The 12,322-nt window shown below is 71.5% G+C and carries 14 protein-coding genes; 8 read left to right on the forward strand and 6 right to left on the reverse strand.

The features are described from left to right. Nucleotides 1–12 precede the first annotated feature (12 nt). Genes LR948_RS09620 through LR948_RS09635 form a run of 4 tightly spaced genes read right to left on the reverse strand, consistent with a single transcriptional unit; the run spans nt 13 to nt 2,939 of the window. Nucleotides 13–960, reverse strand: coding sequence for an OmpA family protein (locus LR948_RS09620; RefSeq protein ID WP_232753795.1), 948 nt, complete (start codon nt 958–960; stop codon nt 13–15). Then, nucleotides 932–1,504 carry a peroxidase-related enzyme gene (locus LR948_RS09625; protein ID WP_232753796.1) on the reverse strand — a complete coding sequence of 191 codons (573 nt, stop codon included), beginning with the start codon at nt 1,502–1,504 and terminating at the stop codon, nt 932–934. The genes LR948_RS09620 and LR948_RS09625 overlap by 29 nt, the downstream gene beginning before the upstream one ends. Further along, complete coding sequence (locus LR948_RS09630) at nt 1,501–2,220, reverse strand: GNAT family N-acetyltransferase (protein ID WP_232753797.1); 720 nt, start codon at nt 2,218–2,220, stop codon at nt 1,501–1,503. Before LR948_RS09630 ends, LR948_RS09625 begins: the two co-directional genes overlap by 4 nt. Continuing rightward, entirely contained in the window at nt 2,217–2,939 is a 723-nt protein-coding gene (locus LR948_RS09635) for a molybdopterin-binding protein (protein ID WP_232753798.1), read from the reverse strand. The genes LR948_RS09630 and LR948_RS09635 overlap by 4 nt, the downstream gene beginning before the upstream one ends. Before the next feature lie 48 nt (nt 2,940–2,987). Between LR948_RS09635 and sfsA the strand changes: the two genes are divergently transcribed. From sfsA to LR948_RS09650, 3 genes are all read left to right on the forward strand, one after another. Continuing rightward, entirely contained in the window at nt 2,988–3,695 is a 708-nt protein-coding gene (gene sfsA, locus LR948_RS09640; protein ID WP_232753799.1) for a DNA/RNA nuclease SfsA, read from the forward strand. A 147-nt stretch (nt 3,696–3,842) separates the two neighbouring features. Next, nucleotides 3,843–4,655 (forward strand): type I methionyl aminopeptidase, encoded by an 813-nt coding sequence (gene map, locus LR948_RS09645; RefSeq protein ID WP_232753800.1) that lies wholly within the window; start codon nt 3,843–3,845, stop codon nt 4,653–4,655. After that, complete coding sequence (locus LR948_RS09650; RefSeq protein ID WP_232753801.1) at nt 4,648–5,820, forward strand: MFS transporter; 1,173 nt, start codon at nt 4,648–4,650, stop codon at nt 5,818–5,820. Before map ends, LR948_RS09650 begins: the two co-directional genes overlap by 8 nt. Before the next feature lie 133 nt (nt 5,821–5,953). On the opposite strand, the gene rsmD is transcribed toward LR948_RS09650, so the two are convergent. Further along, the gene (gene rsmD / locus LR948_RS09655) at nt 5,954–6,511 is read right to left on the reverse strand and encodes a 16S rRNA (guanine(966)-N(2))-methyltransferase RsmD (RefSeq protein ID WP_232753802.1); all 558 of its coding nucleotides are present in this window, start codon (nt 6,509–6,511) and stop codon (nt 5,954–5,956) included. Then, nucleotides 6,508–7,722, reverse strand: a complete 1,215-nt coding sequence (locus LR948_RS09660; RefSeq protein WP_232753803.1) for an NAD(P)/FAD-dependent oxidoreductase — start codon at nt 7,720–7,722, stop codon at nt 6,508–6,510. The genes rsmD and LR948_RS09660 overlap by 4 nt, the downstream gene beginning before the upstream one ends. A gap of 90 nt (nt 7,723–7,812) precedes the next feature. Here LR948_RS09660 and LR948_RS09665 point away from each other — a divergent pair, with 90 nt between their 5' ends. From LR948_RS09665 to LR948_RS09685, 5 genes are all read left to right on the forward strand, one after another. Further along, the gene (locus tag LR948_RS09665) at nt 7,813–8,301 is read left to right on the forward strand and encodes a peroxiredoxin (protein WP_232753804.1); all 489 of its coding nucleotides are present in this window, start codon (nt 7,813–7,815) and stop codon (nt 8,299–8,301) included. A 104-nt stretch (nt 8,302–8,405) separates the two neighbouring features. Further along, complete coding sequence (locus LR948_RS09670; protein WP_232753805.1) at nt 8,406–8,915, forward strand: DUF1643 domain-containing protein; 510 nt, start codon at nt 8,406–8,408, stop codon at nt 8,913–8,915. Between the two features lie 81 nt (nt 8,916–8,996). Further along, a complete protein-coding gene (locus LR948_RS09675; protein ID WP_232753806.1) occupies nt 8,997–10,226 on the forward strand; it encodes a calcium-binding protein in 1,230 nt (409 codons plus the stop codon). Nucleotides 10,227–10,716: 490 nt separating this feature from the next. After that, nucleotides 10,717–10,986: a 30S ribosomal protein S15 gene (gene rpsO / locus LR948_RS09680; protein WP_232753807.1), complete on the forward strand. Its 270-nt coding sequence runs from the start codon at nt 10,717–10,719 to the stop codon at nt 10,984–10,986. Nucleotides 10,987–11,171: 185 nt separating this feature from the next. Then, complete coding sequence (locus LR948_RS09685; protein ID WP_232753808.1) at nt 11,172–12,278, forward strand: class I SAM-dependent RNA methyltransferase; 1,107 nt, start codon at nt 11,172–11,174, stop codon at nt 12,276–12,278. Nucleotides 12,279–12,322: the final 44 nt, after the last annotated feature.

Consider the following 12,322-nt stretch of genomic DNA (forward strand, 5'->3'; position numbering starts at 1 on the left):
CCCCCGGCCCCGTCACTCCCGGGCCAGCAGCACCGCTTCGACCCGGCGGTTGAGCGCCCGTCCGTCCTCATCGAGGTTCGAGGCCCGGGGCGCGAGGAATCCCACGCCGCGCGCGCCGACCTGGCCCTCGGGCAGGCCGGCCGCGCGCAGATAGGCCGCCGCCGCCTCGGCGCGGCGCAGCGACAGCGCGCGGTTGGCCTCGAGCGAGCCCACCGCGTCGGTATGGCCGACGAAGAGCACCCGGCGGTCCGGCGCCTCGCGCAGGAAGGCGGCGATGGCCTCGAGCGAGGCCACCTCGCCGCCGTTCAGCTCCGCCGCACCGCTGCCGAAATCGAGATCCTCGAGCACCACGTGCCCCTCGGCCCGGAGCCGCGCCAGAAGGCCCTCGGGGTCGTCGGGCTCCGCGGCCCCGGCGCGGGGCGCGGGATCGGGCGCGCGGGTGGTCACGATGCCGCCCCGCGCCGCCTCGCCGCCCGCGCGGATCACCTGCAAAAAGCCCGCGCTGTCCGAGCGGCTGACGATCAGCGAGACCGCCCCGCCATCGGGCCCGATGCCCGAGAGAAAGCGGAAATCGGTGAGATCCACATACATCGCGGGCGCCGGCAGGACCCGCGTGGCGAAGCGGAAGTCGAAGCCGCCGCAGCGCGCCGCGGCGCAGTCCAGAAGCACCTCGTAGCCCGCCTCTTCCAGCGCGGCGCGCAGGGGCGCGATCATCTGCGCCGGGGTCAGGCCGCCGCCGGGCAGCCGGTAGGCGCTGGCCTCGAAGGTGCCCTCGATCCGGCGCACCGGCAGCCCGCCCTCGGGCCGCCAAGGGCCGGTCGGCAGGGCATAGCCCGCGCCGGGTTCGCTGAGCTCCTCGGTCAGCTCCGCGCCGGCGGGCAGGGGCAGCTCCTGCGCGGCGGCGGGGGCGCCGAGAAGCGCCAGCGCGAGGCTAGCGCGCCTGAGAATGATAGGCCTCATTCGGGCGCATGTCGGTCGCGCTGGCGACCCGGTTGGTCATGTTGAAGAACCCCGCGACGTTCACGATGTCCCAGATGTCGCGGTCCGAGAAACCGACCGAGCGGAGGGCCTCGCGGTCGGCCTCCACCACCTCGGCGGAGGTCTTGGTGACCTTTTCGGTGAAGGCCAGCATGGCGTGGTGGCGCGGCGAGAGATCGGCCACGCGCCAGTTCATCACCAGCATCTCGCCGAGCTGCGGATCCCCCGAGAGCGCGCGCACCGCGGCGCCATGGGCGGTCAGGCAGTAGAAACAGCGGTTCACGGCCGAAACGCAGACCGCGATCATCTCGCGTTCGAGCTTCGACAGGCCCGAGTCCGCCAGCATCAGCTCGTTGTAAAGCGCGGTGAAGGCGTCGAGCTTGGCCACGTCGAAGGCATGGGCGCGCAGCACGTTCGGCACCATGCCGAGCTTTTCCTCGCAGATGTCGAAATAGCGCTGCGTGGCCTCGGGCAGCGGGTCCACCGGCGGCAGATCCAGCGCGGTCGGCAGGGGTCTTTCGGTCACGTCTCCTCCTCGGGATGCATGCGGTAGTGGTACTCTCCCACCTCCGTCATCCCAAGGGAAGCATAGAGCGCATTGGCCGCGTGATTGGCGCGGGTGACGAGGATGGCGATCCGCTCGGCGCCCTCGGCGCGGGCCCATTTCGCCGCCGCCCGCATCATCCAGAGGCCCAGCCCGTTGCGGCGAAGCGCCGGGACCACCTCGACCGCATGGACCATGGCGGTGCCCTGCGAGACGGCGGCGAAGGCGCAGCCGGCGGGCTTGTCCTGGACGCGCCCGAAGATCGTCGTGGCCGGCCCCTCGGCCCGGGTCATGACCGCGAGCCGCGCCGGCCCGATGCCGCCCCGGGCCCAGATCTCGCGCATGATCGCGAGGGGCTCGGGCACCGCGAAGGCGGTCACCGGCGGGATCGGACGGTCGTCGAGCGCGGCGATGGGCGCGCTCAGGATCACCACCGGGTCGACCAAGTGATAGCCGCGGTCGGCCAGCGCCATGTCGAGCCGCTCCTCGCCCGGCTTCAGCATGAAGAGCGGCCGCTGGCCCAGGCCGAACATGCCGGTCTCGGCCTCGCGGATATGGGCGTCCTGCCAGCCCGGCAGCGGGGTGGCCGCCGAGACCCGCTTGCCGCCGCCCGCGCCGTCGCGCAGCACGAAGCCCGGCACCTCGAAGCGTTGCGCCGGAGGCCAGGTGGCCTCGGCGATGTCGAACAGATCGCTCACGCGGAAAAGGTCTCGGCCAGCCGCGTCATCGCCGCATCGACCCGCGCCCCGTCGGTGCCGCGCACCACCACATGGGCGCCGTAGATGCCGTTTTCGTGGAACGGGTAGGAGCCGAAATCGAGGTCCGAGAACTCGTCGGCCAGGGCGCGCAGGGGCTGGGCGATGTCGCCCTCGCCGCGCTCGACCCGGATCGACTGGGACAGGAGCGGCGCGCCGCCGGTCAGCCCGGGCAAGACGCTGGCCACCATGGCCTGGAAGACCTGCGGCACCCCGGCCATGACGTGCACGTTGCCGAGGATGAAGCCCGGCGCAGCCGAGACCGGGTTCTCGATGAGGTGGGCGCCCTCGGGGATGCGGGCCATGCGCAGCCGCGCCTCGTTCAGCTCCTTGCCGGTGCGCTCGTAATGCGCGGCGAGGATGGCGCGGGCGTCGTCGCGGACGTCGATGGGCACGCCGAAGGCTTCCGCCACGCAGTCGGCGGTGATGTCGTCATGGGTCGGCCCGATCCCGCCCGAGGTCACCACCAGGTCGAAATCCGCCTTCAGCGACCGCAGCGCCGCGACGATCGCCGCGCGGTTGTCCGAGACCACCCGCACTTCGGCGAGGTCGATGCCGCGCTTGGTGAACTCGCCGGCCAAGAAATGCATGTTCGCGTCGCGGGTCCGGCCCGAGAGGATCTCGTTGCCGATCACCAGCATGGCGGCACGGGGGTTGGGCATCGTCCTGCTCCTTGGCCTTGGCGTGTCCGACAGCTATAGGCCCCCGCCATGCGCTTTCAAACCCCTCTGGTCCGGGCGGAGCTGATCCGCCGCTACAAACGCTTCCTCGCCGACTGCCGGCTGCCTGACGGGCGCGAGGTCACCGCGCATTGCGCCAACCCGGGCTCGATGATGGGGCTGGCGGAGCCCGGCACGGCGGTCTGGCTCGAGCCCAACGACGACCCGAAGAAGAAGCTCAAATGGAGCTGGAAGCTCGCCGAGACGGAGGCGGGCGGCTTTGTCGTGATCGACACCGGCATGGCCAACCGCGTGGTCCGCGAGGCGCTGGAGGCCGGCTCGGTGCCGGGGCTCGCGCCCTATGGCCAGGTGCGGCCCGAGCAGAAATACGGCACCGGCAGCCGGATCGATTTCCTCCTGCAGGAGGCGGGCCTGCCCGATCTCTACCTCGAGGTGAAATCGGTGACCCTGTCGCGCAGCGCCGGGCTGGCCGAGTTTCCCGACAGCGTGACGGCGCGCGGCGCCAAGCACCTGGCCGAACTGTCGCACGTGGCGCAGTCCGGGGCGCGGGCGATGATGCTCTATCTCGTCAGCCGCGACGACGCCCGGCGCGTGAGCCTCGCGGGCGACATCGACCCGGCCTATCTGGCGGCCTTCGAGGCGGCCCGCGATTCGGGGGTCGAGGCCCTGGCACTGGGCTGCGAGATCACCCCCGAGGGCGTCTTTCCGGGCGCGCCTCTGCCCTTCGAGGCCCCCTGAAAGCGGCCCAAGGCGCGGATTGTCGGGCCCCGGCCTCTCCGCATCGCAGCAATCGGGTGGCAAACCGGGACCAAGGGGGCTAAATATGTTGTCAATAGCCTATCTGAGCCACGGCTCGCCACATTCACACCGAACCGGAGCAACGGCTTGAACAAAGTGCCCCGAGGACGTCTGACACGAGACGGCATCCGCATCTACGAACCCGGCGATTTCGCCGGAATGCACGCGGCTGGCCGCCTGGCGGCGCAGCTTCTCGACGAGGTCGCCGAGCTGGTGAAACCCGGCCAGACGACCGCGGCGCTGGACGACTACATCCGCGCCCGCATCGAGGAGGAAGGCGCCACCTCCGCCACGATCGGCTACAAGGGTTACCAGCACGCCACCTGCATCAGCGTGAACCATGTGGTCTGCCACGGCATTCCCGGCGACAAGAAGCTGAAGGACGGCGACATCCTGAACATCGACGTCACGGTGATCGTCGACGGATGGTATGGCGACACCAGCCGCATGTATGTGGCAGGCCGCCTGCCGCGGAAGGCCGAGCGGCTGATCCAGGTCACCTATGACGCCCTGATGATGGGCATCGAGTCGGTGAAGCCCGGCAATACCTTCGGCGACATCGGCCATGCCATCCAGCAATACGTGGAAAGCCAGCGCATGTCCGTCGTGCGCGACTTCTGCGGCCACGGGCTGGGGCGGGTCTTCCACGCGCCGCCGAACGTGCTGCACTACGGCCGCGCCGGGACCGGGCCGGTCCTCGAGGAAGGCATGTTCTTCACCATCGAGCCGATGGTGAACCTCGGCCGCCACGAGACCAAGGTCCTGGCCGACGACTGGACCGCGGTGACCCGCGACAAGTCGCTGTCGGCGCAGTTCGAACATTCGGTCGGCGTGACCGCCGAGGGTGTCGAGATCTTCACCAATTCGCCCGCGGGCCGGTTCCACCCCACCTATGGGTGACGCCGCCGCGCGGCGGGTGATCGCCGTGCTCTCCGCGTCGAACTTCGTGATCGGCATGGCCGCCTTCGTGGTGATCGGCCTGCTCGACCCGCTGGCGGGCTCTCTGGGCCTGTCGCGCGGCGGCGCGGGCTGGGTGATGACGGTCTACGCCATCTCCTATGCGCTGATGTCGCCGATTCTGGTGTCGCTGACCGGCCGCTTCGGGCGCCGCAAGGTGCTGGCGCTGGGCATGGCGCTTGTCGGCATCGGCATGGGGCTCGGCGCCCTGGCCGAGAGCCTGCCGCTCCTGCTCGCGGCGCGGACGCTGGCGGCGGCGGGCGCGGGCATGTTCACCCCGGTCTCCGTCGCCGTGGCCGCGGCGCTTTCGTCGGAGCGCAACCGCGGCGTGGTGCTCGCCGCCGTGGTCTTCGGGCTGACGCTGGCGCAGGTCGCGGGCGTGCCGCTGGGGAGCTTCATCGCCTATACCTACGGCTGGCGGGCCGCCTTCGCGCTGGTCTCGGCACTGGCGCTGGTCGGGCTGGTGCTGGTCTGGTTCGGCGTGCCCCGGGGCCTGCGGCTGACGCCGGTGTCGCTGCGCGATCTCGCGCGGGTCATGCGCGACGGCGTGGCCATGGGGGCGGTGCTTTACACCGCGTCCTTCCTGGGAGCGATCTTCGTCCTCTACACCTATGTCGCGCCGCTTCTGACCGAGACCATGGGCTTCGGCCGGGACGAGATCACCCTGACGCTGGTGATCTTCGGCGTGGGCGCGGTCCTGGGCAACATGCTGGGCGGCTGGATGGCCGACAACCTGGGCTTCCTGCGCACGCTCCTGCTGCTGGTCGGCGGGCAGATCGTGACCATGCCGCTGTTTGCCGGGCTGCCCTATCCCGAATGGGCGCTTTTCGCGCTGGTCTTCCTGTGGTCGGTGCTGGGCTGGTCCTTCATGGCGGCGCAGCAGATCCGTCTGCTGGGCCTCGCCCCTGAGGAAGCCAGCGTGATCCTCGCGCTGAACGCGGCGGCGATCTACGTGGGCACGGCGGGCGGCTCGGCGCTGGGCGGGCTGGTGCTCGAGGCGGCGGGGCTGACCGCGCTGGGCCTCGGCGCGGGCGTCGCGGCGCTCTGGGCGCTGACGCATCTGCTCTGGTCGCATCGCGCGGCGAAGCAGGCGGGGCGCGAGGGGTAGGCGGGCGGCGTTGGTCGAGCTGCGCTGACAGGGCGTGGGCGTCTGCGCGAGGGCCGCGACGGTGCGGTGAGGGCCGGGACGCATCCCGCCCGCCAAAACGCCCTCCGCAAGGCCCTAGGCCATCACCCCAAGCCTAAACCGCATCCAGCAGCGTCACATGGCTGTCGCCATAGCGCCGGCTCTCGCGCGCCACGAAGCCCTCGGGCGGCGCCTGCGCGGCGCTTTCCTCCCAGACCACCAGCGCGCCCGGCGCGATCCAGCCCTGGGCGCGCGCCGCGCTCAGCGCCCGGGCGCCCAGCCCCTTGCCGTAGGGCGGATCGAGGAACACCAGGCTGGCCGCCGCCTCGGCCGCGGGCAGCCGCGTCGCGTCGCAGCCCATGACCCGGGCCGCCTCGGCGCAGCCCAGGAGCTTGATGTTCTTGCGCAGAAGCCCCAGCGCCTTGCGGCCGTCGTCGACGAAGGTGACCCGCGCCGCGCCGCGCGACAGCGCCTCGAGCCCCAGCGCCCCGGTGCCCGCGAAGAGGTCCAGCACCTCGGCGCCCTCGAAGGGATCGCCGAAACGCCCGCCCGCCAGCATGTTGAAGAGGCTCTCGCGCACCCGGTCGGTGGTCGGGCGCAGATGCGCGCCCGGGTCGCCCTTGCCGACCGAGGTCAGCGCCCGCCCGCGATATGCCCCCGCGATGATCCTCACGCTTTCAGAAGCGCCTTGAGGTCGGTCTCGGGGTCTGCCACCGCCTCGGGGGCGGGGCTCTTGCCGCTTTCGATCAGCCGCTTGGCCACCATGTAGGCGCGGGCGTCGTTCATCGCGTCGACCGCGATCAGCCGCTCGCCGGCGTAATACCAGAAGGACCGTGCGCCCTCGGAGCCCGGCCGGGTGACCACCCGGTCATGCCCGGTCGACAGCCCGGCGATCTGCAGCTTGCAGTCGAACTGATCGGACCAGAACCAGGGCTTGGCTTCATAGGGGCGCAGGCTCTCGCCCGCGATGTTGTCGGCCACGCATTCGGCCTGGTCGATGGCGTTGCCGACGCTCTCGAGCCGGATCCGGGTGCCGCCATGCGGGAAGGAGGCGCAGTCGCCCGCCGCCCAGATCGCCGCGTCCGAGCTGCGCCCGTGCTCGTCGGTACGGATGCCGTTGTCGAGAACCAGGCCCGCGCTTTCAGCCAGCCGGGTGTCGGGCGTGATGCCGACGCCGACGATGACGAAATCGACCGGGATCTCGCGCCCGTCGGAGAGCCGCGCGCCGCTGACATGGCCGTCGGTGCCGATCAGCTCGGTCAGCCCGGTGCCCTCGCGCAGCTCGACCCCGTGGGCGCGGTGCAGCTCGCGGAAATACTCCGAGGTCTCGGGCGCCGCGACGCGGGCGAGGATGCGCTCGGCCATCTCGACCAGCGTGACCTTCAGCCCGCGCTTGGCCGCCACCGCCGCCGCCTCGAGCCCGATGTAGCCGCCGCCGACGATCAGCACCCGCGCCCCTTCGGTGAAGCGCGGCGCCATGGCGTCGACATCGGCCACGGTGCGCACGGTCAGCACGCCCTCGAGCGCGCCGCCGATCGCCTCGGGCAGGCGGCGCGGCATGGAGCCCGTCGCCAGCACCAGCTCGTCATACCCCAGCGTCTCGTCGCCCAGCGAGATCTCGCGCCGCTCCGGGTCGATGGCGGTCACCTCGGCGCCGAGCCGCAGGGTGATGTCGTTCTCGGCGTAGAAGCTCTCGGGCCGCAGGTAGAGCCGCTCGAGCGGCATCTCGCCCAAAAGATAGGCCTTGGAGAGCGGCGGCCGCTGGTAGGGCGGCACGCTTTCCTCGCCGATCAGCGTGATCTTCCCTTCGAAGCCGGACTTCCTGAGCCGGGCCACGCAGGCCGCCCCGGCCTGGCCTGCTCCGATCACGACGACATGGCGCATCTGGCGTGTCCCCCCTTCGGGATTGGTTTTCCTTTTCGGCCCAGCCCTATATCTGCTGAGCGGCGAAACGGAAAGGTTAAGGAGGGTGTCATGCCGATTTCCGTAGGAGACAAGCTGCCGGAGGCCACGCTGGCGCGCCTCGGCGCCGAGGGCCCCGAGCAGGTGGAGCTGTCCGAGAAGACCGACGGGCGGAAGGTGGTGATCTTCGCGCTGCCCGGCGCCTTCACCCCGACCTGCCATTCGGCGCATATGCCGAGCTTCCTGCGCACCCGCGAGGGCTTTGCCGAGAAGGGCGTCGACGAGGTGATCTGCATCGCCGTCAACGATCCCTTCGTGCTGGCCGCCTGGGACGAGGCCACCGGCGCGGGCGCGGGCGGCGTCACGGTGCTGAGCGACCCCGAGGCCGCTTTCACCAAGGCCGTCGGCATGGAGTTCTCGGCCCCGCCGGTGGGCTTCCTCGACCGCTCGAAGCGCTACGCCATGCTGGTCGAGGACGGCGTGGTCCGGGTCCTGCACGAGGAAGAGGGCCGCGGCACCTGCGAGATTTCCGGCGGCGAGGCGATGCTGGCGGCGATCTGAGCGCCTCGGCTCCGGGGGCGGGGCGCTTCGGCGCCGTCCCCGGGGGCCGTCACATTGCGGAGGGGGCTTGCCCAGGCCCCCGCCTTGCGGTTTTACCCCCGCCCATGATCCGGCGCAGCCATGATACCGGGGAGACCCGCTCCGAGGCCCTCTATTCCCCCTGCGAGCGCTACCGCTACGGGCTCGCCCGGCGCTGGTCCGAGGCGCCGCCGGTGCTTTTCGTGATGCTCAACCCCTCGACCGCGACCGAGCTGCGCAACGATCCCACGATCCAGCGCTGCGAGACCCGTGCGCGCGCCATGGGCGCGGGCGGCGTGCGGATCGCCAATCTCTTCGCCTTCCGCGCCACCCGGCCCGCCGATCTGAAGGCCGCCGAGGATCCTGTCGGCCCCGAGAACGACGCGCTGCTGGCCGATTGGGCACAGGCTTCCTCGATGACCGTGGCCGCCTGGGGCGTGCATGGCGCGCATCTGAACCGCGCCGAGGCGGTCCGCGCGCGGCTCGGCGCGCTCTGGCACCTGGGGCTGACCAAGGCCGGGCACCCGCGCCATCCGCTTTACGTGCCTTACACGGTGACGCCCCGGCGCTGGCTGCCCGCGGAAAGCACTCCTTAACCATAAGATACGGGAAGCTTTGGCGATTTCGCCGCGCGGGTCCATGATCTGCGCGGTTGCTGACGGGAGTCCCGCATCGTGATGTTTCTTGCCGGTCTGATGGGGCTCATGGTCGTGGGCTCGGTGGCGATCCTCTCCAGCGTCCCCGGCGACGACGACGGGGAGGAGCTGGAGGAGGATTTCGCCGCCGATGAGGCCCCGCCCGAGGAAATGCCCAGCGGCGGCGGGCTGGGCGGAGTTGCAGGGTTGGCGGATACAGAGCCGTCGGATGCCGGTGCCCCCGGTGCCGCGCAGTCTTCGGGCGCCAACCCCCTCGCGGTCGCCGCGCAAAGCCTGACGCTGACCGATGAAGGCGGGTTGATCTCCGCGGGTTCGGATGACGCCGACGCGCTGACCGGCACGGAATTCACGGATCACCTCGGCGGCGGCACCGGGCAGGACACGCTCCTGGGCCTCGGTGGCGACGACGTGCTGCAGGGTGAGGCGGATGCCGATCAGATCGAGGGCGGCGCGGGCCAGGACACCCTGCATGGCGGCGCGGGTAGCGACCTCCTCAGCGGCGGCTCCGGCGATGACGCGCTCTTCGGCCACGACGGGCAGGACACGCTCGAGGGCGGCGCGGGCGCGGACGAGCTGCAGGGCGGGCTCGGCGACGACCTCCTCAGCGGCGGATCGGGCGATGACGCGCTGCACGGCCGCGAGGGCGCCGATGTCCTCTCGGGCGGGCAGGGCGCCGACACGCTTTTCGGCGGCGCCGGCGACGATTTGCTGGCGGGCGTGGATCTGGCGGGCGCGGCGGGTGGTGCGCCGACGTCGGGCGGCGGGATGTCCGGCGCTGCCGGCCCGGGCACCGGCATGAGCGCCGACAGTATGGGCGCTGACAGCGGCGAGGGTGGGATCGGCGGCGCTTTGGCGCAGGATCCCGCAGGCCCAACAGCCGCAAACGCCGCCGCGGCCCCCGACGCCGACTTCCTGAACGGCGGCGATGGCGCGGATACCCTGGTGCTTGGCGATGGCGACACCGGCGATGGAGGCGCCGGGGCGGACACCTTCCTGACCGGCCACTGGATGACCGGCGGCGGCGCCACGGTGATCGACTTCGACATGCGCGAGGATCGCATGGTGGTGGTCTTCGACGACGCCGCCGGCGCGCCTGAGGACATCGGCTACAGCCCCGACCCCGAAAGCGGCGACCGCCTGCTTCTCATGTCCGGCGAGGTGATCCTCGCCAAACTTCCCGCCGACGAGGCCCCGCCCATCGGCGACATCGTCCTGATGGCCGCGAGCGAAGCGGTGACGCTGGCGGTGTGAGCGCGGGCTGGCGGCATGGCGTGGCGCTGGCGGTGTGTCGTGTGCTGTCGGGGGAGGCTGGCCAAATGCGCGGCGGAGGCAGGGCGTATGGCCTGCCACGATCTGGCGGTTTGAGACGGACGGTCAGGGGAGACGGGTCGCAGGCGGTGCGGTTGGACGCGGCCCGCTAGACGCGGGCTGTTTTCGGCGAATGGCACCCGTGCGCGTGCTCTGTCATTCGAGGCCTGACGCGCGGCACGCGCCACCCGCAAGCCACTTGCCCCGCGACAGCCCGCCCCCTCTCCTTGCCCCGCGGCAACCCGCCCGCGTCCCTTGCCCCACGCCAGCCCGCCCCCACCCCTCGCCCCCACCCAGCGATTTCCGCTTTTCAAGCCCGCTGAATCGCCCTATACGCCGCGGGTCCCGGGCATCCGGTCCGGGGCAACTCCATCGGCCTTGCTGGACGACATCCCGGCTCGCGCCGCCACACGAACCTGACAAGGAGACCCCGATGTCGATCACGCAGGAAGAAAAGCAGAAGATCATTAAGGAATACGCAACCGTCGAAGGCGACACCGGTTCGCCCGAGGTCCAGGTCGCGATCCTGACCACCCGCATCACCGCGCTGACCGAGCACTTCAAGACCCACGCGAAGGACAACCACTCGCGTCGCGGCCTGCTGAAGCTCGTCGCACAGCGCCGGAAGCTGCTGGACTACCTCAATGCCAACGACCATCAGCGCTACAAGACGCTGATCGGTAAGCTCGGCATCCGCCGCTAAGCCGGCCCCCGGCGGGGGCGGCCCGCGCCGCGCGCCCCGCCATTGCCATCTCGGCACGCCCTCGCAGCCCACCTGCGGGGGCGTTGTCGTTTGAAGGCCCGCGCCCCCCGCTTCCTTGAGGCCGCGCCCGGCCCACGCCCGCCACGCCCCTTCCCGCCACCGCCAGAGCAGGCTAGACCGCCCCCATGTCCTCAGACCCGCTCGAGATATTCCTGGTCACCGCCCCCGGGCTCGAACACTTCCTGGGCGAGGAGGCGCGCGCCGCGGGCTTCACCGTCACCGCCAATGTCGCGGGCGGCGTCACGCTCAAGGGCGGCTGGGCCGAGGTCCGCCGCGCCAACCGAGAGCTGCGCGGCGCGACCCGTGTACTGGTGCGGCTGGCACGCTTCCCCGCCGCCCATCCCGCCCAGCTCGACAAGCGGCTGCGCCGGCTGCCCTGGTCGGACTGGCTGCGCGCCGATGTGCCGGTCCGGGTCGAGGCGACCTGCCGGAACTCGAAGATCTATCACCAGGGCGCGGCGAAATCCCGCATCGAGCGCGCCATCGCCGAGACGCTGGGCGCCGAGGTCGGCCCCGGCGCGCCGGTGGCGATCAAGGCCCGGATCGAGGCGGATGTCTGCACCCTCTCGGTCGACACCTCGGGCGAGCCGCTGCACAAGCGCGGGCTGAAGGAGCAGGTCAACAAGGCCCCCATGCGCGAGACCATGGCAGCGCTCTTCCTGCGCGCGGCAGGCTACGACGGGCGCGAACCGGTGCTCGACCCGATGTGCGGCTCGGGCACCTTCGTGCTCGAGGCCGCCGACCGGGCGCTGGGCCTTTCGCCCGGCCGCGCGCGCAGCTTCGCCTTCGAGCTGCTCGCCGGGGAGGCCAGCGACGAGGACGCAGCACCCGCCCCCACCGCCCCCCCGGAAATCCAGCACAAATTCACCGGCTTCGACCGCGACGCCGGGGCCGTCGCCATGGCCGAGGCCAATGCCGCCCGCGCCGGGCTCGGGGACCATTGCCGCTTCGCCTGCCAGCCGATCTCCGAGGCGCAACCGCCCGAGGGGCCGCCGGGCCTGGTCATCGTGAACCCGCCCTACGGCGGGCGGATCGGGGCGAAATCGCCGCTTTTCCCGCTCTACGCCGCCTTCGGACGGCGCATGACCGAGGCCTTCGCGGGCTGGCGCGTGGCGCTCGTGACCTCGGAGGCGCCGCTCGCCAAGGCCACCGGCCTGCCCTTCGCCAAACCCGGCCCCTACGTCGATCACGGCGGGACCAAGGTGCGGCTCTGGCAGACCCGCGCGCTGTGACAGCGCGCTCTCTTTCCAAACGCTGCAAAACACTGTAGGGGCGG

This window comes from Roseivivax sp. GX 12232, from assembly GCF_021272185.1.
In the GTDB taxonomy this organism is placed as follows: Bacteria; Pseudomonadota; Alphaproteobacteria; order Rhodobacterales; family Rhodobacteraceae; genus Roseivivax.

Bases quoted from the DNA above. Each gene is read 5' to 3' on its own strand.
- LR948_RS09620 (WP_232753795.1), bottom strand. From the start codon at position 960: ATGAGGCCTATCATTCTCAGGCGCGCTAGCCTCGCGCTGGCGCTTCTC.
- LR948_RS09635 (WP_232753798.1), bottom strand. From the start codon at position 2,939: ATGCCCAACCCCCGTGCCGCCATGCTGGTGATCGGCAACGAGATCCTC.
- sfsA (WP_232753799.1), top strand. From the start codon at position 2,988: ATGCGCTTTCAAACCCCTCTGGTCCGGGCGGAGCTGATCCGCCGCTAC.
- LR948_RS09650 (WP_232753801.1), top strand. From the start codon at position 4,648: ATGGGTGACGCCGCCGCGCGGCGGGTGATCGCCGTGCTCTCCGCGTCG.
- LR948_RS09660 (WP_232753803.1), bottom strand. From the start codon at position 7,722: ATGCGCCATGTCGTCGTGATCGGAGCAGGCCAGGCCGGGGCGGCCTGC.
- LR948_RS09665 (WP_232753804.1), top strand. From the start codon at position 7,813: ATGCCGATTTCCGTAGGAGACAAGCTGCCGGAGGCCACGCTGGCGCGC.
- LR948_RS09670 (WP_232753805.1), top strand. From the start codon at position 8,406: ATGATCCGGCGCAGCCATGATACCGGGGAGACCCGCTCCGAGGCCCTC.
- LR948_RS09675 (WP_232753806.1), top strand. From the start codon at position 8,997: ATGTTTCTTGCCGGTCTGATGGGGCTCATGGTCGTGGGCTCGGTGGCG.
- rpsO (WP_232753807.1), top strand. From the start codon at position 10,717: ATGTCGATCACGCAGGAAGAAAAGCAGAAGATCATTAAGGAATACGCA.
- LR948_RS09685 (WP_232753808.1), top strand. From the start codon at position 11,172: ATGTCCTCAGACCCGCTCGAGATATTCCTGGTCACCGCCCCCGGGCTC.